The organism is Sphingomonas sp. Leaf4 (assembly GCF_920939515.1).
Taxonomy (GTDB): Bacteria; Pseudomonadota; Alphaproteobacteria; order Sphingomonadales; family Sphingomonadaceae; genus Sphingomonas.
In genome coordinates, this window is record NZ_CAKLBB010000003.1 from 315,514 (window position 1) to 339,340 (window position 23,827).

A 23,827-nucleotide genomic window follows, 5' to 3' on the forward strand; every position below is an offset into this window, starting at 1 on the left:
GCGCCCTCCCCTATCGTGGTCCGAACAGGATCACCGCGCAGCCGGTGAGGCACAGCCCCGCGCCGATCCCATCGAACCGGTCGGGCACCAGCCCCTCGACCCACCAGCCCCACAGCACCGCGCCGAGCACATAGACGCCGCCATAGGCCGCATAGGCGCGCCCCGCCCCGCCGGTGTCGCTCTGCGCCAGCACCCATGCGAAGCCGGCGAGCGCCGCCATGCCGGGTAGCAGCCACCAGACCGACCGGTCGAGCCGCCACCAGCTCCAGAAAGCGAAGCAGCCGCCGATTTCGAGCAGCGCGGCGATGACAAAGAGAATGGGGGTCGGGATCGTCTTGCTTCCCGCGAAGCACCGCCGCGCTAAATGCGCGGGCGGTGGTGGACAGGGCTGGATTCGAACCAGCGTACGGGAAACCCGGGCAGATTTACAGTCTGCTGCCTTTAACCACTCGGCCACCTGTCCAGCCGCCACCTGAACGGGCCAGCCGTTCAAGCGAGCGCGCCCATTGCCGTCCCGGCGCGGCGCTGTCAACGGCTTGCGCCATATTCATGGGCAACTTAGCGTCGCGACCATCCATTTTTCATGAGGGAACCCCGAGTTTGCGCCCCATCCTGCTCGCAACCTGCCTGATCGCCGCCCCCCTCGCCGCCCAAAGCGTCGACCGCGATGCCGTGAACCGCATCCTCGACGAAGGCACCACCCGGACTCAGGTGATGCCGATCGCCGAGCACCTGACCGATCGCATCGGCCCGCGCCTGCCCAATTCGCCGCAGATGCGCGAGGCGGAGCGCTGGACGCAGGCTAAGTTCCGCGAATGGGGCCTGACCACCACCGCCGAGGGATTCGAGTTCGGGCGCGGCTGGACGATCGAGCGGTCGAGCGTGCGGATGGTTACGCCGCGCGTGATCGCGCTGACCGCGATCCCGATCGCGTGGACGCCGGGCACCGACGGCCCGGTGGCGGCACCGGTGATCGTCGCGCCGATCGCCGAGGAAAAGGACTTCGCCGACTGGCGCGGCAAGTTGCGCGGCAAGGTGGTGATGGTGTCGCGGCCGGGCACCGGGTCGGAACCGACCGAGCCCGCCTTCCGCCGCCTGACCGGCGAGGATCTGGCCAAGGCCGATAGCTGGCGCGAGCCGGAATATGATCCGGCCGACACCGACCGGCGCGCCAAACGGCTCGACTTCGCGCAGAAGCTCGATGCGTTTCTGAAGGCCGAAGGGGCGGTGGCGATGGCAACCATGTCGTCGCGCGACGGCAAGCTGCTGCATGGCTCGGGCTATCTCTTCACCCGCGCGGTCGCCCCCGCCGTGCCGGCGGTCGAGATCGCGGCGGAGGATTACCGCCGGCTCGCGCGCCTTGCGGTCAGCGGCCCCGCGCCGACGATCGAGATCGACAGCAAGGTCCGCTTCGACGACAGCGATCCCACCGCCTACAACATCATCGCCGATCTGCCGGGTAGCGACGCACAGGCCGGGTACGTCATGGCCGGCGCGCATTTCGATAGCTGGGTCGCGGGCGACGGCGCGGTCGACAATGCGGCGGGCACCGCCGTGGTGATGGAGGCGGCGCGTATCCTCTCGGCCCTGAAGGTCCGGCCGAAGCGCACGATCCGCTTCGCGCTGTGGAATGCCGAGGAGCAGGGTCTGCTCGGCAGCCTTGCTTATGTCGAGCGGCATATCGCCACGCGGCCCGAACCGGCGGGCGGCCGGGACGGCGGCCTCGCGCGCTTCTACGGCTGGACCAGCCGCTTCCCGATCACGAAGAAGCCCGGCTATGACGCGATGACCGCCTACTTCAATATCGACAACGGCTCCGGCAAGATTCGCGGGATCAACGCCGAGAACAATGTCGCCGCCGTGCCGAGCTTACGAGATTGGCTCAGCCCGTTCGCGTCGATGGGGGCGACGACCGTCGCCAACCGCCGCACCGGCTCCACCGATCATTATTTCTTCCAGTCGGTCGGCCTGCAGGGGTATCAGTTCATTCAGGACCCGCTCGACTATGGCAGCCGCTTGCACCATACGAGCATCGATACCTTCGATCACATCAAGGGGCCGGACATGCGGCAGAACGCGATCATCCTCGCGTCGCTGCTGCTAAGCGCCGCCAATGCCGAGCGGCCGCTGCCGCGCCCGCCGCTCCCCACCCAACCGGTCGCCACCGACCCTTACGCAATTCCTGAGAAAGACTGACATGGCCCGCAAAGGACACCGCCCGAGCAAGGCATCGCCGCAACGCCCGCGTTTCTGGGGCCGCCACGCCGCCTTCGCCGCGCTGGACAATCCCGAACGCACCATCCGCAAGATCTGGTGTACGCACGAGATGGGCGCGAGCCTGGTGCTGCCCGAGGGCGTGCCGGTGGTCTATGCCGAGGTCGCCGATCTGGCGCGGCTCGTCCCCGCCGATGCGCCGCATCAGGGCATCGTGGTCGAGGCCGATCCGCTGGAGGACATCTGGCTCGCCGACCTGATCGAACAGGGGCGCGACGACGACCGGCCGATCCTGTTGCTCGATCAGGTGACGGACCCGCACAATGTCGGCGCGATCCTGCGGTCGGCCGCCGCGTTCGACTGCCTCGGCATCGTTACGCAGGACCGGCATGCCCCGCCCGAATCGGGGACGGTCGCCCGCTCCGCGTCGGGCGCGCTGGAGAGCGTGCCATGGGTGCGGGTGGTGAACCTGTCGCGCGCGCTGGTCGAACTGGGCGAGGCGGGATATTGGCGCGTCGGGCTGACCGGCCATACCGAGACGCTGCTGAGCGACGCGCTGGGGCCGAAGCGCATCGCGCTGGTCGTCGGGGCCGAGGGCGAGGGGATGCGGCAGAATACCGAGGCACACTGCGACATCCTCGCCAAGCTGCCGATCTCGGACCGGGTCGAGAGCCTGAACGTGTCGAACGCGGCGGCGATCGCGTTGTATGCGGTGGCGACGCACGGGGGGTGATCGCGCGGCAGGCCTGACAGATACGTCATCCCAGCGAAGGCTGGGATCTCTTGCAGATGAGACGCGACAAGCGCCGCTTGAGGCCCCAGCCTGCGCTGGGGCGACGTTTGGGGCGTCAGTCCTCCGGGGCGATTTGAACTTTCAGCCCGTCGAGCGCATCCTCGAACGGAATCTGGCAGGCCAATCGCGAGGTCGCGGCCCGGTCGTCGACCGAATCGAGCAGATCGTCCTCGTCGCGGGTCATCGGCGGCAGGCGGTCGAGGAACGCCGGGTCGACATGGACGTGGCAGGTGGCGCACGAACAGCACCCGCCGCAGATCGCCAGCATCTCGTCGAAGCCGTGGTCCTTGATGACTTCCATCACCGACAGGCCAGCCTCTCCGTCCACGGTTCGTTCTTCCCCTGCGCGGGTGACGACGGTAAGCCTCGGCATCGTTTCATCTCCTGATCGCACGCCCCATGCCGGGCGCTCCGATCGATTGCAAGGAAGCCGCCATGGGCCTTTCCGCCGAACAGTTGCGGACCTCGCTGGATGCCATGGCCGCGATCGAGCCGGCGTTCGCAAAGGCGCTGGCCTATGCCGGCTATCCCGAGCCGCGCATCCGCGAGCGGGGCTATGCGACGCTGCTGCGCACGATCGTCGGCCAGCAGGTCAGCTACAAGGCGGCCGATTCGGTGTGGGCGAAGCTTTCGGCGATGCTGGGCGACCCGACCGATCCGGCGCGAATCGTCGCGGCGAGCGACGAGGACCTGCGCGCCGCCGGGCTGTCGCGGCAAAAGGCGGGCTATGCCCGCAGTCTGGCCGACGAGGTCATCAGCGGGCGGCTCGACCTCGCCCATCTGCCGGAGGACGACGAGGAGGCGATCGCCGCGCTGGTGCGGGTGAAGGGGATCGGGCGGTGGTCGGCCGAAATCTACCTGTTGTTCGCCGAGGGGCGGACCGATGTGTGGCCGGCGGGCGACCTTGCGGTGCAGGTGGAGATCGGGCGGATCATGGGCCTGCCCGAGCGGCCGAGCGAGAAGGATATTCGTGCTCTGGCCGAGGCGTGGCGGCCGCATCGCAGTGCGGTGACGGTGTTTGCGTGGCATCATTATATGTTCGATCCGGCGACGGGGGACGCGAAGAACAGCGCGATCTGACGCGCCGACCGAGACGTAGCGAAGCTACGTCGAGCGGCCCAAGGCGCGTCCGGCCGGCGGCGCGTAAAGCGCCGTCCGACGACGCGGGCTTTGCCCGTGGCGGGACCTGTTGCAGCGCTCGATTCCCCCCAAAGTTGACAAAGTTTACACTCGTGACGTGTTTGTTGCGAACTGTTCTCAACCCGATGCGGACAGGATAAGAAGATTTGGTTCGCGCGGAGGCGCGGAGGGGTCACGCGCTCTGATGGGTTGCGCGCGCCCGCGGCCTGGCGTTCGGTTCGGATGCGGTTGTCAAAGAGCCGCGCACAGCATGGCGGGTCGGCAACGTGTAGGACACCGGCAATGTCAAACCGCCCGACGGAGCGGTCAGGACGGGCGACGCGCAGGCGACGATCGCCACCCGGATGCTGTCCGATCGCTTGCCTTCGCCGTCGCAACCGGTGAAGGAGAGGCGACCGGGGGGTGACGATGACCAACGACCGTGAACATGCCAAGCTCGAACGACTAACCTTCTTTTCAGATGCCGTGTTCGCCATTGCGATGACGCTGCTGGTGATCGAGGTACGGCTGCCCGAACTGCACGTCGTCAGCGACCACTCGCTCGCGCAGGCGCTGCTGCACCTGCTGCCGAACTATATCGGCTTCATCATCAGCTTCCTTGTCATCGGCCGGTTCTGGACCGGGCATCACCGGTTGATGGGGATGATCGATACCGCCGACCCGGCGCTGGTCCGCGCCAATCTGCTGCTGTTGATGGCAATCGCGTTCATGCCGTTTCCGACCGCCATCCTCAGCGATTATTCGCTGCTGCGCGTCGCGATCGGCTTCTACACCGCCTATCTGCTGGTCGTCGGGCTGGTGAATATCTGGGTCATTCGAACCGCGTTGCGGCACCAGTCACAGGGAAACCCCGCCGTGGCCGAGGACGCCCGCCTGCTCCGAAGGTCGATGTGGTCGCCGCTGGTGATCGCCGCAACGGGATTTGCGGCAGGCATGGTATCGCCGGGGATCGGCCTTGTCGCCATGGTCGTCGTGACGCCATTCGTACTGCTACTGGTGAACCGGATCGGCAATCGACCTGCCGGACCGGCGCCGGCGGAACAGGCGTGACCGAGATTTCCGCCACCAGGCGTGGCTACCGCCCGGCCCACCACGCGGCATAGGGCGTATTCTCCACCTTGTGGCGGTTCCAGTCGGGGGCGCCGTCGTTCCACCATGGCTCGCCGCGTTCGCCCAGCGCCACCTTGGCCGCCTGTACTGCGTCGCGGGCCTGCCGCACCGCCGCTTCGTCGCCTGCGCGCTGGCCCGCGCCGACCGCGCGGCGGGCGTTCATCAGGGCTTTCACCAGTTCGGCGCGGCGGTCGTCGGTAAGGTTGGGGCGGGCGGCGCGCCACAGCACGCCCTTTACGACGATGTAGCGGTCGTCTGGCGTGCGTGGCGGTGCGGTCACGCCGGTTCGAGGAGGCGGAGTGCCTGCGCGCGGGCTTCGTCGGTGATCTCGGCGCCCGAGAGCATGCGCGCGATCTCTTCGCGGCGTTCGTCGGTGGAGAGGGGGCGGACGCCGGTGCGGGTGACGGTGCCGTCGTGGCGCTTGGCGATCAGCAGGTGGCGGTTGCCGCGCGCCGCGACCTGCGGGCTGTGCGTCACCACCAGCAACTGCTTGGCGGTGGCGAGGCGGGCGAGGCGCTCGCCGATCGCCGAGGCGACCGCGCCGCCGACCCCGCGATCGATCTCGTCGAAGATCATCGTCGCCGCCCCGCCCTCTTCGGCGAGCGCGACCTTCAAGGCGAGGATAAAGCGCGAGAGTTCGCCGCCCGACGCGATCTTGGCGAGCGGGGCGAAGGGCGCGCCGGGGTTGGTCGCGATCTCGAACTCCACCCGGTCACGGCCCGCCGCCGACCATTGGCCCTCGTCGAGCGAAACGACGACGCTGCGGAACTTCGCCGATCCCAGTTTGAGCGGGTCGAGCTCGCCCGCCACCGCCTTGTCGAGTCGTTTCGCGGCGGCGACGCGGGCATTGCCGACGCGGTCGGCGCGCTTCACATAGGTTTCGCGCGCCTGCGCGACCTTTGCCTCCAGCGCGCCGATCCCGGCCTCGCCTGATTCGAGCAGTGCGAGGCGTGCGGCGAGATCGCCGGCGAGGACGGCCAGATCGTCGGGCTGGACGCGGTGCTTGCGCGCGGCACCGCGCAGCGCGAACAGCCGGGCCTCGTCCTCCTCCAGTGCGCCGGCGTCATAAGCAAGCGCGTCGCTAGCTTCGCGCAGCGCCGTGGCGGCGGCATCCGCCTCGATCAGCGCGCGGTCGACGGCGGCGAGCGATTCGCCGAGTGCCGGATGCGCGTCGGCGATGCGTTCGAGGCCGCGCGCCGCTTGCCGGAGGACCGAGAGCGCGCCCTGTGCGCCCTCCAGCCGGTCGTCGACCTGGGTGAGATCGCCCGCGACCTTTTCGGCGCGCTGCATGTCGCGGCGGCGCTCGGCCAGCGTCGCCTCCTCGCCCGATTCGGGGGCCAGCGCGGTGAGTTCGGCGACGGCGTGTTCGAGCCAGTCGCGGTCGCGCTGCGCCACCTCGATCTCGGCGCGGGCGGCGGCGAGCGCGGCGTCGGCGGCGCGCCAGTCGCGATAGGCCTGCACGACGGGGGCGGTGTCGATCCGGCCGAAACCGTCGAGCAGCGCGCGGTGGCCACGCGGGTTGAGCAGGCCGCGATCGTCGTGCTGGCCATGGATCTCGACCAGATGGGGGGCAAGATCGCGGAGCAGCCCGGCCGAGGCCGGCTGGTCGTTGACGAAGGCACGGCTGCCGCCATCGGCCTTGACGATGCGGCGGATGATGAGCGGCTCGCCGGGTTCGAGGTCGAGGCCGTTGTCGTCGAACAGTTTGGCAACCGGGCCGCCGGGTGCGGGGACGGCGAAGGTGGCGGTGACGGCGGCCTGTTTCGCGCCGTGGCGGACGAGCGCGGTATCGCCGCGCCCGCCGAGTGCCAAGCCGAGCGCGTCGAGCAGGATCGACTTGCCCGCCCCGGTTTCGCCGGTCAGCACGCCAAGGCCGTGCGCGAAATCGAGGTCGAGTGCCTCGATCAGCACCACGTCGCGGATGGAAAGGGCAATCAGCATCGCGCCGCCACCCTTACGCCAAGAACAGTCCAAGAACAAATGGCTTTGTGGGCGGTGGTGAAGCGGTGTGGCCCCGAGCCATCGCGCAGCGCGCGCCGGGCGGGGTCGGCAGATAGTACCACATTACTGGCGGGGGGGGTGGTCGTTTCCGGGCTCGCGGGCCGCCTGCCGATCGTCACCCCGGACTTGTTCCGGGGTCCACCACGCCGCAGACGGTGTCACTTGCGCCTCAAATCGCACCGATCGCCGCACCGTAGACCCCGGAACAAGTCCGGGGTGACGGCAGGGGGTATCGCAGTCGATCGGCCCAAAAACTACCGGGCGGTAGCGTGTGACATGGGCCGCCCGGGATGCCCCGTCCTCCCCCAAGCCGTCGTCAGTTGCCGCCGGTGGGTCCGTTCGGCGAAGGGGTGCTGGCCGGCGGGGTGGCAGGCGGGGCGGTGGTGCCGACCGGCGGGGCGATCGTCGCATCGGGGGCATCGCCCGGTTCGACCGTCACCGTGCCCTTCAAGGGCGGGGGCGGCGGGGCGGCGCGGATCGGAATCGGCTTGGGCGGCGGCGGGGTCTTGTCGCCGATCAGGTCATAGGCGCGCTGATACCAGTCGGTGCCGGGATAGTTGGCGCCGAGCACGGCGGCCGACTTCTTGGCTTCGCCGGGGACGCCCAGCGCGAGATAGGTTTCGGTGAGGCGCATCAGCGCCTCGGGCGCGTGGGTCGTCGTTTGATACTGGTCGACCACCGAGCGGAAGCGGACCTGCGCGGCGAGCCACTGGCCACGCTGCTGATAGAAGCGGCCGATCTCCATTTCCTTGCCCGCCAAGTGATCGCGCACGAGGTCGAGCTTGAGCCGGGCATCGGCGGCGTAGGGCGTGGAGGGATAGCGGCGCGAGAGTTCGCCGAGCGAATCCATCGCCTGCATCGTGATCTTCTGATCGCGGGTCACGTCGCTGATCTGTTCGTAATAGCTCAGCGCGATGAGATAATAGGCATAGGGCGCGTCGCGGTTGCCGGGGTGGACCGACAGGAAGCGCTGCGCGCCGGCGATCGCCTTGGTATAATCGGCGTCGAGATAATAGCTGAACGCGCCCATCAACTGCGCGCGGCGTGCCCAGACCGAATAGGGGTGCTGACGCTCGACCTCGTCGAACAGCGCGGCGGCGACCTTGTACTGCCGCCGGTCGAGCCGGCTCTTGGCGGCGGTGTAGAGCGTGCCCACGTCGCGCGCGACATAGGGAAGGTCGCGGCCGGCGCCGGCCCCGCCCCGGGCACAGCCCGACAGGCCGGCACCGGCGATGGCGACGAGGACGAGCGCGGAGGCGCGGAACGGAACGATACGCATGGGCTAGGCTTCTACTGCGCAAGGGGTAGCGCGAACAGTCCCTTTCGCGCATGGGGCACAGCGACCCATAGCCCCCCTGAAAAGGACGAAATCCGTGCCCGTCACCAAGCTGGAAATGCACCGCGTCGAAAAGCCCTGGGGGCGTCACAAGCTGGGCTTCGGCTTCGCGGATCAGCCCGAAGGGGCCGATCCGGTCGGCGAGATCTGGTACAAGACGCCGGGCGACGACACGCCCGACCTGCTGGTCAAATATCTGTTCACGTCCGAAAAACTGTCGGTGCAGGTCCACCCCGACGACGATCAGGCGCATGCCCGCGGCCTGCCGCGCGGCAAGGACGAATGCTGGACGCTGCTGGCCGCCGAACCTGATTCGACGATCGCGCTGGGCACGCTCGAACCGATGACCGCCGAACAGTTGAAGGACGCGGCGCTCGACGGGTCGATCGAGCACAAGCTCGACTGGAAGCCGGTGAAGCCGGGCGATTTCTTCTACGCCAAGTCGGGCACGGTCCATGCGATCGGCGCGGGGATCACGCTGATCGAAATCCAGCAGAATTCCGAGACGACCTATCGCCTGTACGATTACGGCCGGCCGCGCGAGCTGCATCTGGACGACGGGGTCGCGGTGTCCGACGCGCGGCCGTTCGTCGCCCCGGACGCGCCGGGCAAGATCGCGGCGGATCGCACCATTCTGGTCGACGGGCCGAAGTTCGTGCTGGAGCGGTGGAGCGGCGGCGATCGCACCGTGACCGTGCCGGCGGGGACCAAGGGCTGGTTCGTGCCGGTGACGGGGTCGGGCGAGGCCGACGGCGTGGCGTGGGCGGCGGGCGACTGCCTGATCTTCGAGGGCGAAGTATCGGTAAGGATTGGCGAAGATGCCGATCTGCTGTTCGCCTATCCGGGCGAACATTACGCCTGACTTCAAAATGAACGGGGTGTAGTTTTCCGTTCACGCAACCTGTCCGGGGGACGCGCCGTTCTTGCTGCCATCATCCATTGTGTTGGAGCGAGAACGATGCGTACCCCGATCCTTGCCGCGCTGGTCGCGGCCGTGACCCTGCCGGTGCTGGGCGCTGCCCCGGCGATGGCGCAGACGCCGCGTCAGGAATATCGCGAAGACCTGCGCGATGCGCGACGCGATTATCGCCGTGACGTCCGCCGGGCGGATTCGCCGCGCGACGTGCGCGAGGCACGCCGCGAGTATCGCGACGACGTGCGCGATGCCCGCCGCGACCTGCGCGACGACCGACGCGATGGGCAGCGCGACTGGCGCCAGTATCGCAACTATAACTACAACCGGTTCGAGGGCGGGCAGAACCGCTATTTCGCCGACCGCTATTACCGCGACGGCCGCTATTATCAGCCGCGTTCGCTGTCGCGCAACGACCGGGTCTATCGCGGGCAGAACGGCCGCTATTACTGTCGGCGCAGCGACGGGACGACCGGCCTCATCATCGGCGGTCTGGGCGGCGGCGTCCTCGGCAACGTGATCGCGGGTGGTGATTCGCGGCTGCTCGGTACGCTGCTGGGCGGTGCGGGCGGGGCGTTGCTCGGCCGGTCGGTCGATCGCCAGCAGGTGGTCTGCCGTTAAAGGCTTTCCGGGGCGGTCTTGCGCCGCCCCGGCAATCCGCCGACGACATAGACCGCGAGGCCCGCCCAGATCAGCGCGAAACAGGCCATGCGGACCGGGGTCAGCACCTCGCCGAACACGGTGATCGCCAAGGCGAACTGGATCGAGGGGGCGAGGAACTGCAACATGCCCATCGTCGCGAGGCGCAGGCGGCGCGCGGCGGCGGCGAAGAGCAGCAGCGGCGCGGTCGTCACCGCGCCTGCCAGCACCAGCAGCCCGGCCATGCCCCGGCTCGATTCGAACGCGAGCGGCTCGCCGTGACCGAGCCACAGCAGATAGCCGAGCGCGACGGGGGCGAGCAGCGTCGTCTCCACCATCAGCCCTTCGAGCGCGCCGACCGACACCGTCTTGCGGATCAGGCCATAGAGCGCGAAGCTGACCGCGAGGCTGAGGCTGATGCCGAGTGCCGCCAGCGACGATCCGGCGGCGAACAGCGCGACGCCAGCCCCGGCCAGCGCGATCGCCACCGCCTGTACCCGGTTCATCCGTTCGCCGAGCAGCAGGACACCGAGAAGGACGTTGAGCAGCGGATTGAGGAAATAGGCGAGGCTGGCCGCCAGCACCTGTCCGTGCAGCACCGCCCAGACATAGACCAGCCAGTTGATCGCGATGAAGCCGGCGCTGGCGATGAGGTTGAGCAGCGCGCGGCGGTCGGCGAAGGCGTGGCGGAGGGCGGCACCGCGCCGGGTGGCGACGACCAGCGCCGCGACCAGCAGCGCCGACCACAGCACGCGCTGCGCGACGATCTCGCCCGCGTCGATCGGTCCCAGCAGCTTGAAATACAGGGGCAGCAGGCCCCACAGCACATAGGCCCCGACGCCGAACGCCAGCCCGCGCCGGTCCGCGCCTTCGGTCATCCGCTCAGATCAGACCGCCGGTCAGGAACAGGCGCAGACCGCTGACGAGCAGGATCACGAGGTTGAGATTGCGTCCCGAAGTGCGCGACGACAGCAGCCCGACGACGAAGCCGACCAGCGCGATCGGAAACACGATCCAGTTGAGCAGCGAGATGACCGGAAGCAGCGCGGGAATGGCGAAGACCAGCGCGATGAGGCCGATGACGATCGAGACGATGTTCAACATGTCCCGGACATGGTCACTTTCGCGCCCGAGAGCAATGGCGCGGGCGTGTTTTCCCGGCCATGACGACCCGGTCGACGCGATCTTAATCCTTCGGGATCAAGGTGCCGCGTCCTGTCCGGGAGCTTGCCGTCGATGATCCGCCCTGCCCTGTTCGTTCCGGCCCTGCTGCTGCTTGCAGGGTGCGGGGGTGCGAAAGACGCGAACCCCAATCTCGACACGCTCGACGCCGAGCTGACGCAGGCGAACGCGGCCGACCCGGCGGTGACGGCGGCGCTTCAGGACCAGATCATGGTCGATCCGACGCTGGCGGCGCAGGCCAATGGCGATGCGGTGCGGCCGCCCGACCGGCCCTATGCCGCGCCGATCCCCGCGCCCACCGTCGCGGCGGGCAGCAGCGCGTCGAACGAAACGCTGCAATCGGCGCCGGCGGCGGGCGATTGCCCGTCGTGCAAGGGCGGGCGCGAGGCGCTGACGCTGGGCGAACTGGCGGCCGTGCAGCAGGGTGGTAGCAAGCAATGCGCGGCCAAGGTCGGCTATTCGGCCGGATGGGCGACGCGGCTGCCCGCCGCCTTCGCGCTGCATCCAGACGCGCGGGTGACGGAGGCGGCGGGGACCGATGCCGATGGTTGCCGGCTGCGCATCGTCAGCTTCGTGATCGCGCAGCCGATCGGGCGGGTGGTCGACTGGTATTACACCCGCGCCAAGGGGGGCGGCTATTCGACCGAGCATCAGGCCGAGGGCGAGCAGCATGTGCTGGGCGGCACGCGCGGGCCGGCGGCCTATGCGGTGTTCCTGTCGCCCGAGGGGCGCGGCACGTCGGTCGATCTGGTCGTCGACGGCGGCTGATCTTTACGTCGGCCGCTCGCCTCCCCATGTCGTTTCGCAGGGGGAACTTATGCTGACGACGACTGCCGCCTTCGCCATTGGTCTGCTGGTGTTGCTGCGCTGGCCGGGGCTGCCGATCGCCGGGTGGCTGGCGGCGTTGCTGGTCGTGCCGGTCGCGCGGTTCCTGAACGGGTTGACGATCGGCCACTGGCTGCTGGCGCTGATGCTGTCGGCCGGGGTCGGGGCGGTGGCGTGGATGGGCGGCGACATGATTATCGTGTCGGCGCTGGCCAGCCCGGAAATCCTCGCCTTCCTCACGATGGTCGATACCGCCGCGCTGATCGAGGCTACGCTGGCGGCGGTGGCGCTGGCGGGGGCGGCACGGGGGCTGTCGCTGCGCCATTGGGTCGGCCGGCGGTTCGGCGTGCGCCGGCTCCGCGCGCGGCGGACGCGGCGGGTGGCGCGCAAGGCCGCCGCCAATGACGATGACCCGGCGGGGGCGGACGGGGTTGGATCCAGCGACCTCGCAACGAAGGTCATCCCGGCGAAGGCCGGGATCTCGTGGGGCGAGTGCGCGACGAGAGCCGCTTGAGGCTCCAGCCTTCGCTGGGGCGACGTTCCCGGTTAGGCGGATGAAGTCCTAGGGCCGATCGACATTCAGCCAGACGATGGCGCTTGGCGGCTCCCCTCCCTGACAAGGGAGGGGTTTGGGGGTGGGTGGGCCGGTTGTGGAGCGCTACCGTTTCCTCTCGGGCCGACCCACCCCCAGCCCAGTTTCGGGTGAACAGTGCCCCGCACTGTTCAGGTCATGCCGGGGGCATGACCGACCCGAAACTCTTGTCAGGGAGGGGAGCAGATTGGGAAGCCATTTCGTTGAATGTCGATCGGCCCTAGAGTGGATCGACCTTCGGCCGATGCCATGCCTTTTGTCGTTCTCGCGCAGGCGGGAACCCATAGACGCAGCGGGCCTGGCTCGATCACCGGCGTCGGCGTGTATGGATCCCCGCCTGCGCGGGGATAACGCAGGGATTTGAGAGTATATTCCCCTGCCAGAGCCGAATTTCGATCCCGCCTAACGCGGTTGCGGCGTGACCGGCACCGGGCCGCTTGCCCCCGCCTCAAGCAACTGGTCACCGCCCAAGGTGCGGTAGAGCGTCACCCGGTTCTGCGCCGTGACCAGTTGCGTCGCGACCAGCCGGCGTTGCGCGGTGTAATAGGACCGCTGCGCGTCGAGGCTGGTGAGGAAGGTGTCGATCCCGCCGCGATAGCGTGCTTCGGTTAGGCGGAAGGTGTCCTGCGCCGCCGCCACGTTGACCCGGTCGGCGCGGGTCTGTTCGGCGATCGTGCCTTGGCGGGCGAGCGCGTCGGAGACTTCCTGAAACGCGGTCTGGATGGTGCGTTCGTAGGTAGCGAGGAGCGCGTCGCGCTGCGCGGTGCTGAATTCGACACCGGCGCGGGCCGCCCCTGCCCGGAAGATCGGGTAGCTGAGCGAGGGTGCCGCCGAATAGCTGAACGCGCCGCCAGTGAAGAGCGTGCGCAGCGCGTCGCTGGCGAAGCCGACGAGGCCGGTCAGCGACAGGCGCGGGAACAGCGCGGCGCGCGCAGCACCAATGTCGGCATTGGCGGCAAGCAGTTCGTACTCGGCCTGCACCACGTCGGGGCGGCGCAGCAATATCCCCGAATCGATGCCGGCGGGCAGATCGGCGATGGTCGGCAGGACGGCATCGATCGACGGCGGGAGCAGCGCGGGATCGACCGGGGTGCCGAGCAGCAGTTGCAGCGCGTTGACATCCTGCGCCAGTTGCGTGCGCTGTTCGGCGAGGTCGCTCTGCGCGGTGGCGAGAATCTGTTCGGCCTGACGCAGATCGGTGCGCGGGGCGACGCCGCCCTGCAACCGGGCGCGGGTGAGCGTGACGCTGCGCGTGGCGCTGGCTGCCGTCGCCTCGGCGATGGTCATCAGGCTGCGGTCGGCGCCATAGGATGCCCATGCCTCGGCGATGTCGCCGACGAGGGTCAGGCGGGTGGCACGGGCGCCGGCTTCGGTCGCGAAATAGCGGTTCTGTTCGGCCTGCGTCAGCGAACGGATGCGGCCGAACAGGTCGAGTTCGAACGCGGTGGCGCCAAGGTCGAGCGCGAAGCTGCTGGGCGAACCGCCGCCGTTGACGACGGTGCCGGTGCCGGTGCCCGACGTGGTCGTGGCCCCCGCGCCGGTGCCGCGATAGCTGTAACGCGCCGAGGCATCGACCTGCGGGAACAGGTCGGCGCGCTGGATGCGATATTGCGCGCGGGCAGCGCGGATGTTGGCGGCGGCGATGCGAAGATCGCGGTTGTTGACCAGCGCCTGTTCCACCAGCGTCTGCAGGCGGCGATCGGTGAACACCTGCTGGAAGTTCAGCGCGGGCAGGCTCGCCTCGCGCTGGCGCAGATAGGCGTCGCCGACCGGCCATGACGGCGGCACGACGGCGGTCGGCCGTTCATAGGCCGGGGTCATCGAACAGCCGGCGAGGCATGCCGCAATCAACGGCAGGGCGGGGCGCTTCATGCCGTGGCCTCCTTGCGCCCGAACCCGCGCAAACCGCGCCGCACCAGCACGAAGAACAGCGGGATGTAGAAGATGGCGAAGATGGTCGCGGTCAGCATGCCGCCGATGACGGCGGTGCCGATCGCGATGCGGCTGTTGGCCCCCGCCCCGGTCGACAGCGCCAGCGGCAGCACGCCGAAGATGAAGGCGAGGCTGGTCATCAGGATCGGGCGCAGGCGGATGCGCGCCGCCTGCATTGCCGCGTCGAACACGCTCGCGCCCTTGCGTTCGGCCTGTTCGGCGAATTCGATCATCAGGATCGCGTTCTTGGCGGCCAGCCCCATCGTCGTCAGCAATCCGATCTGGAGATACACGTCGTTCTCGAGGCCCCGGAGCGTGACGAAGGCGATCGCGCCGATCAGCCCGAGCGGGATGACGAGCAGCACCGCGACCGGGATCGACCAGCTTTCGTACAACGCCGCCAGACACAGGAACACGACGAGGATCGACAGGCCATAGAGCAGCGGTGCCTGTCCCGACGACAGCCGTTCCTGAAACGACAGGCCCGACCAGGCGACGCTGGTGCCCGGAATCTGCCCGGCGAGTTCGGCAATGCGCTCCATCGCCTCGCCCGAGCTGACGCCCGACGCGGCCTGTCCCTGGAATTCGAACGAGGGCAGCCCCTGAAAGCGCGACAGCGTGGTCGGCGCGACGGTCCAGCCGGTGCGCGAGAAGGAGGAGAAGGGCACCATCTGCCCGTCGCTGCCGCGCACGAACCATTGCGACAGGTCGGCGGGTTCGGAGCGATAGGGCGCGTCGCCCTGCACGAACACGCGCTTCACCCGGCCGCGATCGATGAAGTCGTTGACGTAGCGCCCGCCCCATGCGGTCGACAGCGTGTTGTTGACGTCGCCCTGGGTCAGCCCGAGCGTGGAGAGGCGCTGCTGGTCGATGTCGACGTTCAGCGTCGCGATGTCGGGCAATTCGGACAGGCGCACGCCGGTCAGCATCGGATCGGCGCTGGCGGCGGCGAGCAGCCTGTCGCGCGCCTCGGCGAATTGCGCCGCGCTCATGCCGCCGGCGTTCTGGAGCTGCATGGTGAAGCCGTTCGCCTGCCCCAACCCGCGTACGGCGGGGGGCAGCAGCGCGAAGACCTGCGCATCGCGGAAGCCGCGAAAGGCGGACGACGCGCGATCGACGATCGCGTCGGCGCCATTGTCCTTGCCCTTGCGCTGCGACCAGTCGGTGAAGTTGATGAACCCCTGCCCCGTATTCTGCCCCGACGCGCCGCCGCCACCACCGCCGGCCACGACCAGCAGGGTGCGGACGTTGTTCTTTTCATAGGTCAGGAAATATTTCTCGACCTCGCGCTGCACCGCTTCGGTGCGGCCGCGGGTGGAGCCTGCGGGCAACTGGAACCGGATCGACGCCGCGCCCTGATCCTCGGTCGGCAGGAAGCTGGTCGGCAGGCGGAAGAACAGCAGCGCGAGGATGGCGAGCACCCCGGCATAGATCAGCAGATAGAGCCATTTGCGGTCGATAACGTGGATCACGCCGCGTTCGTATTTGTCGATGCCCTTGTCGAAGCGCGAATTGAAGCCATTGCGCAACCGTTCGCCGACATGCGCGACGCGCGGCAGCTTGCGTTCGAGCCAGCCGCCCTCAAAGCTGCCGTCCTCGCCACGCTTCTTCTGTTTCAGCAGCGTCGCGGTGAGCGCGGGTGAGAGGATGAGCGCGACAAACACCGACAGCACCATCGCCGCGACGATCGTGACCGAGAATTGCCGGTAGATCACGCCGGTCGAGCCGCCGAAGAACGCCATCGGCAGGAACACCGCCGACAGCACGATCCCGATCGCGACCAGCGCGACCTGGATTTCCTGCATCGACTGGATCGTCGCGTCGCGCGGGGTGAGGTCGGGGTTCTCCTCCATCAGCCGCTCGACGTTCTCGACCACGACGATCGCGTCGTCGACCAGCAGGCCGATGGCGAGGACGAGGCCGAACAGCGTGAGCGTGTTGATCGAGAAGCCAGCGAGATAGAAGACCGCGAAGGTGCCGAGCAGCACCACCGGCACCGCGATCGTCGGAATGAGCGTCGCGCGCCAGCTTTGCAGGAACACAAACATGACGATGACGACGAGGATCACCGCCTCGACCAGCGTCTTGACCACTTCCTCGATCGACAGTTCGATGAAGGCGGTGGTGTCGTTGGCATAGGCGAAGGTCAAGCCGGTGGGGAATTTGGCCGATTGGCGCTCGACCTCGGCCTTGACCAGTTCCGCCGTCTCCAGCGCGTCGGCACCCGGCGCGAGGCTGATGGCGAGGCCTGCGCCGGGGTGGGCGTTGACCCGGCTCAAGGCCGCGTAATTCTCCTGCCCCAGCTCGATCCGGCCGACGTCGGACAGGCGCACGGTCGCGCCATCGGGCAGGGTCTTGAGGATGATCGCCCGGAACTGCGCCGGGGTCTGGAGGCGCGACTGGGCGGTGACGGTGGCGTTCAACTGCTGTTCGGGGCCGGAGGGCTGGCCGCCCAGCTCGCCCGCCGCCACTTCGGTATTCTGGTTCTGGATCGCGGTGATGACGTCGCCGGGCATCAGCGCATAGGAGGCGAGCCGCGACGGATCGAGCCAGATGCGCATCGCATATTGCGACCCGAACACGTTGGTTTCCCCCACCCCGTTGATCCGCGCGAGCGGTTCGACGAGGTTCGCCTCCATGAAATCCGACACGTCGCCGTTGGTGCGTTGATCGGTTTCGTCGAAGATGCCGACGATCATCAGGAAGTCGGGATTCGATTTGGTGACGCGGATGCCCTGTTGCTGCACCTGCTGCGGCAGGCGGCTGAGCGCCTGCTGCACCTGATTCTGGACCTGCACCTGCGCGATGTCGGGGTCGACGCCCTTGTCGAAGGTGGCGCTGATCGTCACCTGTCCGCGCGACGAGCTTTGCGAACTGAAATAGAGCAGGCCGTCGATGCCGGTGAGCTGTTGTTCGATGATCTGCGTCACCGAATTCTGGATCGTATCGGCGTTTGCGCCGGGATAGGTCGCGCGGATGTTGACCTGCGGTGGGGCGACGTCGGGATATTGCGCGATCGGCAGCGACAGGATCGCGCCGATCCCCGCCAGCATCGTGATGATCGCGATCACCCATGCGAAGATCGGGCGGTCGATGAAGATGCGTGACATCGGTTATCCGGCCTTTGCGGGGGCGGCGCTGTTACCGCCCTGATCGCCCTGCGGCGGCGCGATGCGTTGTGCGGCGCTGGCCGGGACCGGTTTAATCTTCGCATTGGGGCGCAGGTTCGCGGTGCCCTGCACGATCACCTTGTCGCCGGGGTTGAGGCCGCCGGTCACGACCCAATATTCGCCCTGCGTCCGTTCGGCCTGCACGACCTTTTGCACCGCCGTGTCGTTCGGGCCGACGACGAACACCGTCGCCTGCCCCTTGGGATCGCGTTTCAGCCCCTGTTGCGGCACGAGGATCGCGCGCTGGTTGATCGCGGGCGCGAACTGTGCGCGCACGAACATGCCGGGCAGCAGGATGCCGTTCGGATTGGGGAAGCGCGCGCGCAGCGTGACGGTGCCGGTCTGCGCGTTCACCATCACCTCGGCGAACTGGACGGTGCCGGTGGCGCCATAGGTGCTGCCGTCCTCCAGTTGCAGGCGGACCGCCGCCGATCCGGGAACGACCCCACCGCCGGCGAGCGAACGACGCAGCGCCAGCAGGTCGGCGCTCGATTGCTGGATGTCGACGAAGATCGGATCGAGCCGCTGGATCACCGCCAGCGGATCGGCCTGTCCGGTGGTGACAAGCGCGCCCTGCGTGAAATAGCTGCGGCCGATGCGGCCGGTGATCGGGGCGGGCACGCGGGTGAACGACAGGTTCACCCGCGCCGTTTCTAACTGCGCGCGACCCTGTTCGACCGCCGCCGCCGCCTGCCGCGCCTGGGCGGCGGCGTCGGTATAGTCCTGGCGGCTGACCGCCTCGATCTCCGCCAGCGGGCGGTATCGCTCGGCGCGGATGCGACTCGCCTCGGCATTGGCGCGGGCGCTGTTGAGGTTGGCGAGCGCCTCGTTTGTCTGCGCGCGATAAAGGCGTGGGTCGATCTCGTAGAGCGTCTGCCCGGCGCGGACCAGCGCGCCTTCGGTGAAGAAGCGGCGGCGGATGATGCCGGCGACCTGCGGGCGGACTTCGGATTGCTGATAGGCAACGACGCGCGCGGCAAGGTCGGTGGTCTGCGCGACGCTGGTCGGGCGGACGACGACGAAGCCGACCGTCGTCGGGCCCTTGTTGCCCTTGCCCTTGCTGTCGGCGGACTCGTCCTTCGCGCCACAGGCAGCGAGCGACAGGAGCAGGACCAGCCCGGCGACGGGCGGGCGAACGCGCGGGCACGCGGGCAGTCGGATCAAGGCGGGCACCTTCAGGAGAACAGGTCGGCGCGGACGCGCCGGGCGGCGAGCCGGCCGGTCGTCCGAAAGTTGCATTGGCCTCCTGTCTTACGCCCGATCGGTTCCCGCGCAATGCGGGAGTTGTCGCAAATTGTCGCGCGGGGCGTACCGTTCTTGGGACCGTCCATCGTCATTCCCGCGAAGGCGGGAATCCATAGCCGCTAACGCCGGCGGCTCTATCAGCGGCGTCAGCGTATATGGATTCCCGCCTGCGCGGGAATGACGATCAGGGCCGTGTCAGCGCTTCAACGGCACCGTGACCGGCTGGCCGGTGTAGGTGATGGTCGTCGCCGGGTTCATCGCGAAGCTCGGCGCAACGGCCTTGCCTGGGGTGTGGAAGCGGACCGATACCTGCCGGGTCGTCGCCATGCCGGGGAAGCTGCCGGCGCGCGCGCCGATCGTCAGGGTCCGGGCGGCCTCGTTCCACGTCACCGGGATGCGCGCCGACTGGCCCTGCTGATAGCCGTCGGTCTTGCCATCGTCGTCGTACAGTTCGAACGCGGCGTCCTTGCCGGTGAAGACGTGGAGGACGAGCGGGCCGTTCGGCTGCTCGCCGGTATATTGCACGTCGGGGCCGGTCGGCACGATCGATCCGGCGCGGACGTAGAGCGGCATCCGCGCCAGCGGTGCGGCGGCGGTGACGCTCTGTCCGCCACGCGCGAACGCGCCGGTGGCGAAGTCGTACCAGTCGGCCCCGGCGGGGAGATACACCTGCCGGCTGCGCGCCTTGAACTGCGTCACGGGGGCGACGAGGAACGCCGGGCCGAACATATATTCGTCGTCGACATTCCATCCGCGCCGGTCGGCGGGGAAGTCCATCGCAAGGCCGCGCATCATCGTGCCGTCCTTGGCATAGCTGTCGGCGGCCAGCGTGTAGACATAGGGCAGCAGGCGGTAGCGCAGCTTGGTATAGTCGACGAGCGCGGCGTAGAGCGCGGGATCGCTCTTGCCGAGTTCATAGATCTCGCGCTTGGGCGTCTCGCCATGGCTGCGGAACAACGGGCTGAACGCGCCGAACTGGAACCAGCGCAGGTTCAGCTCCTTCCATTCGGCGAGATGCTGCGGATCGGCCTTGCTATAGCGATCCTCGACCGCGAAGCCGCCGATGTCGTGGGTCCAGTTGGGCACCCCGGTCATCGACAAATTGGTGCCCGCCGAAATCTGGTCGCGCAGATCGTCCCAGCGTGCCGCCACGTCACCCGACCACAGCGCCGACGAAGTGCGCTGCTGTCCGCCGAAGCCCGAGCGGGTCAGGATGAACGGCCGCCGTCCGGCCTGTGCGGTACGCAGGCCGTTCGCTACGCCTTCGGCATGGACCAGCGGGAAGCTGTTGAAGAAGCTGGCCGCCGGCCCCTGCGCGGTCGGACCCATCCGGTCGATGCGCTGTTCGATCGACAGGTTGGAGTGGATGTCGGGCTCGGTCGCGTCCATCCACCATGCGTCGAAGCCCTTGGCGACAAGCTTCTCGCGCATCTGCCGGAAATAGATCGCGCGCGCTTCGGGGGCATAGGGATCGTAGTCGGTGTTCCGATACCCCTTGCCGACCCAGTCGACCTCGTTCGCGTCGAGGTTGCCGCGATAGAGATAGCCCTTGGCCGCCAGTTCCTTGGCATTGTCGGTGTTGGGATAGAATTTCGGCCAGACCGAGATCATGATCTGCGCGTTGTTCGCATGGACCTCGTTCACCATCGCCACCGGGTCGGGGAAGCGTGCCTTGTCGAAATCGTGGCTGCCCCACTGGTCTTCGGGCCAGTAGAACCAGTCGAGCACGATGTTGTCGAGCGGGATGCGCCGCTTGCGATATTCGCGCACGACGCCCAGCAGTTGCTCCTGCGTTTCGTAGCGCTGGCGGCTCTGCCAGAAGCCATAGGCCCATTTGGGCATCATGACGGCCTTGCCGGTGAGCGCGCGATAGCCGGCGACCACGCCGTCGAGGTTGGCGCCGCCGACATAGTAATAATCGACCGCGCGGCCGACGTCCGATGACCACCACAGCGAGTTGCGATCCGGCGCTTCCAGCGGATCATTGCCGTAGAGCGCGATATAGCCGGCGTTGGGTTCCCATTCGATCCGCACGTCGGCGGCCTTGCCGGCGGTGAGCGGCAGATCGAAATTGTGGAACCACGGGTTCCAGTTCTGCCGCCAGCGGTTCAGCACCTCTTTGCCGTCGACGAACACCTTCACATAGCTCGACGAATAGAGGCGGAATTTGTGGACGCCGGTCTTGTCCGGCAGGACCTGTCCGGTCCACACGACGCGCTGCGACTGCACCGCGTTGCCCGCCGTGTTCTGCCCCGTGGTGGCGGCCACGGTCTGCGCCTTGGCTTCCGCCGGGTAGTTCGCCTGATCCTTGATGAACTGATAGTTGATCGTGGGTTCGCTGCGCGTGACCTTGAGCGTGTCACCCAGATAATATTGCGCGGTCCAGCCGGGCTTGCCGCCGCTCGTCACTTTCAACCGGTCGCCGACCAGCGCATAGCCGCGCGGATCGCCGAAGCGGGTGATGCCGTTATTGTCCCACAGCACGCCGTAATTGCTGGTCGACAGGACGAACGGAATGCCGATGTCCATGTTGTGCTGGGCAAGCTCGACGTCCTGCCCACGATAGTCCATCTGCCGGTTCTGGTGCTGGCCCAGACCGAAGAAGCCTTCGGTCGTGCCGCGATTGAACTGCTGGCGGGTCGCCACGAACGGCTTGCCGTCGGCGGTGGTGGCCACGAAGGCGGCGCGCGGCGCCTCGGCCAGCGTTACCTTGCCGGTGGCGTCGCGGAAGCGGACCTTGCCGTCGGCCAAGTCGATCTCGGCCGATCCGCGCGCGGCGGTGACGGTGACGATGCCGTTCGCCTGCGCGACCTTGTAGCTGCCGGTGGGCTTCGCGACGACCATCAGGCTGTCGGGCAGGTCGGTGTCGGTGCCGGGAAAGGCGGTGACGCGGAACCGGTCATCGCCGTACACCAGCACGCGCACCCGCTTCGCGGGGCCGGCATCGGGGGTGACGACGACGCCGTTGGGCACCTGTTTGACGTCCGACGCGAACGCCGGAGCAGCGCACGCCGACGCCGCCAGCAGCGCGGCTTTCCACAAGGTCTTCATCCGCGAAACGTCCCCATCGTGATGCGCAGCATGGTCGGCTGCGTGAAGTTCAGGCCATAATCGGTCTGGTCGCCGTTCCACACCCGGATCGGGGTGAAGCGGCCGGTGTCGTCGATGCTGCCCTCCTCGACGCGCAGGATCGTGCCCTGCTCGCTGCCCTTCGGAGCGGCGAGCGACACCTTCAGGCGGGCGTCGCTGCCGACCGCGAGGAACTGGTCGGGCGCGATCTGAATGACGGCGAGGCCGCCGACCGGCTGGCCGGCGGTGGGCACCGGATCGCTCTTGAGCCATGGCGAGGTGCGATCGCCGAACTGCCATTCCTCATAGATCGCATCGACCTGCCAACGGCTCATCACCTGTCGCTGTTGCGCGGGCTCCAGCCCCTTGGTCGAGCCCCAGGTCGGGTTGGCATAGGCGAGCCGCGCCCAGCCGCGCGCCTGGGGGGCCATCAGCGCATATTTGGCGGCGAAGGCGTCGAGCGTCGCCTCGTCGAGCGCCTTGGCGCCCAATGGATAATTGGCATAGCCGGTATCGTCGAAGCCGAACGGCGCCCAGCCGATCGCGCCCTTGCCCAGTGCCGGCCACAGGAAACGCGCGAAATCGGCGGCGTTGCCCGTTTCCGGCACCATCAGCGCATTGTCGGGGCGTGCATAATGGTCGAGGAACTTCACATAGCCCTTGGGATCGCGGCCGTAGAGGTCGGGCGCCATCAGGTCGATATGCGGGGCGGCGACCTTCCACACGTCCATCACGCCCCAGTCGGGGCCGCCGCTGGCCCCGCCGCTGAGCGCGGGCGTGCCGAACGGGTCGCCGACCGCCGCGTTGACGTACATCGGCAGGTCCTTCTCGCGCTGGCCCGCCGCCGCGATCTGATCGATGTAGCGCGCGGTGTACCATGCGTTGAAGAAGGTGTCGGCGGCCTTGCCGAACGCCTGCGCCCATGTCCCCGATTTGCCGGTACGCTTCGCCAGATCGGCCGGGATAGCCTGCGCGAACAGCCGGTTGGCTTGCGCGGAGAAATCGCGGTTCTGTTGGTAGACGCCGACCTCGTTCTCGGGCTGGACCATGATGACGGTGTGCTGCGGGTCCTTTCCCCGCAGATAGCGCATCAGCGCGACGAACGCCTTGCGGTCGGCCGCCAGCGTATTGGCCCCGTGCGGCGACAGCGCGTAATGCGCCTTGCCGTCGGGGGTGCGCATCCGGGGGAAACGGGCGTTGTCGGTCTTGACCCATGCCGGCACATAGCCCGGCGAGGTGTTCTTCCACGTCCCGAACCACAGCAGCACCAGCCGCACGCCGGCCTGCCGCGCCTGTGGCAGCAGCGCGTCGAGATAGGAGAAGTCGAAGCGGCCTTCCGCCGGTTCGATCTGTTCCCATGCCACCGGGATTTCGACGGTATTGGCATGGAGCCGCCGCACCATCGGCCACAGCCGGGGCAGCATCGCGGGATAGTTGGTCGAGTTGTTCGCCTGAATGCCGAGCATCAGATAGGGCGCGCCGTCGACCATCAGCGCGTGGCGCCCGTCGCGGCTGGCCATCGTCGGCAGCGGCGCCGGTTGTGCCGCCGCCGTGCCGATGCACGCTGCGACGGCACAGGCCGCCGCCATGAATCGTTGCCGTTGCATCGCTCTCCCCCGACCGTATTGTCCTACGGTGTCAGACGAACCTTGGCCGAGTGCGCCGG

At 68.1% G+C, this 23,827-nt stretch carries 20 protein-coding genes and 1 tRNA gene; 8 read left to right on the plus strand and 13 right to left on the minus strand.

Annotation, left to right across the window (positions count from 1 at the left end; genetic code table 11):
* Positions 1-10: 10 nt before the first annotated feature.
* Both LRA89_RS06150 and LRA89_RS06155 read right to left on the minus strand, forming a co-directional pair.
* Entirely contained in the window at positions 11-403 is a 393-nt protein-coding gene (locus LRA89_RS06150; protein WP_329958505.1) for a YnfA family protein, read from the minus strand.
* A tRNA-Tyr gene (locus LRA89_RS06155) sits at positions 377-463 on the minus strand. Before LRA89_RS06155 ends, LRA89_RS06150 begins: the two co-directional genes overlap by 27 nt.
* Positions 464-549: 86 nt before the next feature.
* Between LRA89_RS06155 and LRA89_RS06160 the strand changes: the two genes are divergently transcribed.
* Together LRA89_RS06160 and rlmB are read left to right on the plus strand one after the other, a co-directional pair.
* Positions 550-2,196: a M20/M25/M40 family metallo-hydrolase gene (locus LRA89_RS06160; protein WP_443024938.1), complete on the plus strand. Its 1,647-nt coding sequence runs from the start codon at positions 550-552 to the stop codon at positions 2,194-2,196.
* 1 nt (position 2,197) lies between these two features.
* On the plus strand, positions 2,198-2,947 hold the full coding sequence (gene rlmB, locus LRA89_RS06165; RefSeq protein WP_230769430.1) for a 23S rRNA (guanosine(2251)-2'-O)-methyltransferase RlmB: 750 nt from the start codon (positions 2,198-2,200) through the stop codon (positions 2,945-2,947).
* Positions 2,948-3,062: 115 nt separating this feature from the next.
* Here the strand turns inward: rlmB and LRA89_RS06170 are convergent, their stop codons facing one another.
* Entirely contained in the window at positions 3,063-3,380 is a 318-nt protein-coding gene (locus LRA89_RS06170; protein WP_230769431.1) for a 2Fe-2S iron-sulfur cluster-binding protein, read from the minus strand.
* Between the two features lie 62 nt (positions 3,381-3,442).
* On the opposite strand from LRA89_RS06170, the gene LRA89_RS06175 reads away from it, so the two are divergent.
* Together LRA89_RS06175 and LRA89_RS06180 are read left to right on the plus strand one after the other, a co-directional pair.
* The gene (locus LRA89_RS06175; RefSeq protein WP_230769432.1) at positions 3,443-4,087 is read left to right on the plus strand and encodes a DNA-3-methyladenine glycosylase family protein; all 645 of its coding nucleotides are present in this window, start codon (positions 3,443-3,445) and stop codon (positions 4,085-4,087) included.
* 468 nt (positions 4,088-4,555) lie between these two features.
* Positions 4,556-5,197 (plus strand): TMEM175 family protein, encoded by a 642-nt coding sequence (locus LRA89_RS06180; protein ID WP_055761594.1) that lies wholly within the window; start codon positions 4,556-4,558, stop codon positions 5,195-5,197.
* Between the two features lie 25 nt (positions 5,198-5,222).
* Here the strand turns inward: LRA89_RS06180 and LRA89_RS06185 are convergent, their stop codons facing one another.
* From LRA89_RS06185 to LRA89_RS06195, 3 genes are all read right to left on the minus strand, one after another.
* A complete protein-coding gene (locus tag LRA89_RS06185; RefSeq protein WP_230769433.1) occupies positions 5,223-5,537 on the minus strand; it encodes a hypothetical protein in 315 nt (104 codons plus the stop codon).
* On the minus strand, positions 5,534-7,198 hold the full coding sequence (gene recN, locus LRA89_RS06190; protein WP_230769434.1) for a DNA repair protein RecN: 1,665 nt from the start codon (positions 7,196-7,198) through the stop codon (positions 5,534-5,536). The genes LRA89_RS06185 and recN overlap by 4 nt, the downstream gene beginning before the upstream one ends.
* Positions 7,199-7,574: 376 nt before the next feature.
* Entirely contained in the window at positions 7,575-8,537 is a 963-nt protein-coding gene (locus LRA89_RS06195) for an outer membrane protein assembly factor BamD (RefSeq protein WP_230769435.1), read from the minus strand.
* A 94-nt stretch (positions 8,538-8,631) separates the two neighbouring features.
* Here LRA89_RS06195 and LRA89_RS06200 point away from each other — a divergent pair, with 94 nt between their 5' ends.
* Together LRA89_RS06200 and LRA89_RS06205 are read left to right on the plus strand one after the other, a co-directional pair.
* Positions 8,632-9,456 (plus strand): class I mannose-6-phosphate isomerase, encoded by an 825-nt coding sequence (locus tag LRA89_RS06200; protein WP_230769436.1) that lies wholly within the window; start codon positions 8,632-8,634, stop codon positions 9,454-9,456.
* A 96-nt stretch (positions 9,457-9,552) separates the two neighbouring features.
* Positions 9,553-10,128 (plus strand): glycine zipper 2TM domain-containing protein, encoded by a 576-nt coding sequence (locus LRA89_RS06205; RefSeq protein ID WP_230769437.1) that lies wholly within the window; start codon positions 9,553-9,555, stop codon positions 10,126-10,128.
* Here LRA89_RS06205 and rarD read toward each other — a convergent pair.
* Both rarD and LRA89_RS06215 read right to left on the minus strand, forming a co-directional pair.
* Entirely contained in the window at positions 10,125-11,024 is a 900-nt protein-coding gene (gene rarD / locus LRA89_RS06210; protein WP_230769438.1) for an EamA family transporter RarD, read from the minus strand. The genes LRA89_RS06205 and rarD overlap by 4 nt on opposite strands.
* A 4-nt stretch (positions 11,025-11,028) precedes the next feature.
* A complete protein-coding gene (locus tag LRA89_RS06215) occupies positions 11,029-11,250 on the minus strand; it encodes a hypothetical protein (protein WP_055761280.1) in 222 nt (73 codons plus the stop codon).
* 132 nt (positions 11,251-11,382) lie between these two features.
* On the opposite strand from LRA89_RS06215, the gene LRA89_RS06220 reads away from it, so the two are divergent.
* Together LRA89_RS06220 and LRA89_RS06225 are read left to right on the plus strand one after the other, a co-directional pair.
* Entirely contained in the window at positions 11,383-12,096 is a 714-nt protein-coding gene (locus tag LRA89_RS06220; protein ID WP_230769439.1) for a hypothetical protein, read from the plus strand.
* A 49-nt stretch (positions 12,097-12,145) separates the two neighbouring features.
* Positions 12,146-12,667 (plus strand): hypothetical protein, encoded by a 522-nt coding sequence (locus LRA89_RS06225; RefSeq protein WP_230769440.1) that lies wholly within the window; start codon positions 12,146-12,148, stop codon positions 12,665-12,667.
* A gap of 480 nt (positions 12,668-13,147) precedes the next feature.
* Here the strand turns inward: LRA89_RS06225 and LRA89_RS06230 are convergent, their stop codons facing one another.
* The 5 genes from LRA89_RS06230 to LRA89_RS06250 form a co-directional block, all read right to left on the minus strand.
* Positions 13,148-14,617 (minus strand): efflux transporter outer membrane subunit, encoded by a 1,470-nt coding sequence (locus tag LRA89_RS06230; protein ID WP_230769441.1) that lies wholly within the window; start codon positions 14,615-14,617, stop codon positions 13,148-13,150.
* Positions 14,614-17,787: a multidrug efflux RND transporter permease subunit gene (locus LRA89_RS06235; protein ID WP_230769442.1), complete on the minus strand. Its 3,174-nt coding sequence runs from the start codon at positions 17,785-17,787 to the stop codon at positions 14,614-14,616. Before LRA89_RS06235 ends, LRA89_RS06230 begins: the two co-directional genes overlap by 4 nt.
* Positions 17,788-17,790: 3 nt before the next feature.
* Positions 17,791-19,011 carry an efflux RND transporter periplasmic adaptor subunit gene (locus LRA89_RS06240; RefSeq protein WP_230769443.1) on the minus strand — a complete coding sequence of 407 codons (1,221 nt, stop codon included), beginning with the start codon at positions 19,009-19,011 and terminating at the stop codon, positions 17,791-17,793.
* Between the two features lie 276 nt (positions 19,012-19,287).
* Positions 19,288-22,143 carry a glycoside hydrolase family 31 protein gene (locus LRA89_RS06245; RefSeq protein ID WP_230769444.1) on the minus strand — a complete coding sequence of 952 codons (2,856 nt, stop codon included), beginning with the start codon at positions 22,141-22,143 and terminating at the stop codon, positions 19,288-19,290.
* Positions 22,140-23,768 carry a DUF5597 domain-containing protein gene (locus LRA89_RS06250; protein WP_230769445.1) on the minus strand — a complete coding sequence of 543 codons (1,629 nt, stop codon included), beginning with the start codon at positions 23,766-23,768 and terminating at the stop codon, positions 22,140-22,142. The genes LRA89_RS06245 and LRA89_RS06250 overlap by 4 nt, the downstream gene beginning before the upstream one ends.
* Positions 23,769-23,827 lie beyond the last annotated feature (59 nt).

Coding starts and splice junctions, on each gene's coding strand:
- LRA89_RS06160 (WP_443024938.1), top strand. CDS start 550: ATGGGCAACTTAGCGTCGCGACCATCCATTTTTCATGAGGGAACCCCG.
- rlmB (WP_230769430.1), top strand. CDS start 2,198: ATGGCCCGCAAAGGACACCGCCCGAGCAAGGCATCGCCGCAACGCCCG.
- LRA89_RS06170 (WP_230769431.1), bottom strand. CDS start 3,380: ATGCCGAGGCTTACCGTCGTCACCCGCGCAGGGGAAGAACGAACCGTG.
- LRA89_RS06175 (WP_230769432.1), top strand. CDS start 3,443: ATGGGCCTTTCCGCCGAACAGTTGCGGACCTCGCTGGATGCCATGGCC.
- LRA89_RS06180 (WP_055761594.1), top strand. CDS start 4,556: ATGACCAACGACCGTGAACATGCCAAGCTCGAACGACTAACCTTCTTT.
- recN (WP_230769434.1), bottom strand. CDS start 7,198: ATGCTGATTGCCCTTTCCATCCGCGACGTGGTGCTGATCGAGGCACTC.
- LRA89_RS06195 (WP_230769435.1), bottom strand. CDS start 8,537: ATGCGTATCGTTCCGTTCCGCGCCTCCGCGCTCGTCCTCGTCGCCATC.
- LRA89_RS06205 (WP_230769437.1), top strand. CDS start 9,553: ATGCGTACCCCGATCCTTGCCGCGCTGGTCGCGGCCGTGACCCTGCCG.
- rarD (WP_230769438.1), bottom strand. CDS start 11,024: ATGACCGAAGGCGCGGACCGGCGCGGGCTGGCGTTCGGCGTCGGGGCC.
- LRA89_RS06215 (WP_055761280.1), bottom strand. CDS start 11,250: ATGTTGAACATCGTCTCGATCGTCATCGGCCTCATCGCGCTGGTCTTC.
- LRA89_RS06220 (WP_230769439.1), top strand. CDS start 11,383: ATGATCCGCCCTGCCCTGTTCGTTCCGGCCCTGCTGCTGCTTGCAGGG.
- LRA89_RS06225 (WP_230769440.1), top strand. CDS start 12,146: ATGCTGACGACGACTGCCGCCTTCGCCATTGGTCTGCTGGTGTTGCTG.
- LRA89_RS06230 (WP_230769441.1), bottom strand. CDS start 14,617: ATGAAGCGCCCCGCCCTGCCGTTGATTGCGGCATGCCTCGCCGGCTGT.
- LRA89_RS06235 (WP_230769442.1), bottom strand. CDS start 17,787: ATGTCACGCATCTTCATCGACCGCCCGATCTTCGCATGGGTGATCGCG.
- LRA89_RS06245 (WP_230769444.1), bottom strand. CDS start 22,143: ATGAAGACCTTGTGGAAAGCCGCGCTGCTGGCGGCGTCGGCGTGCGCT.
- LRA89_RS06250 (WP_230769445.1), bottom strand. CDS start 23,768: ATGCAACGGCAACGATTCATGGCGGCGGCCTGTGCCGTCGCAGCGTGC.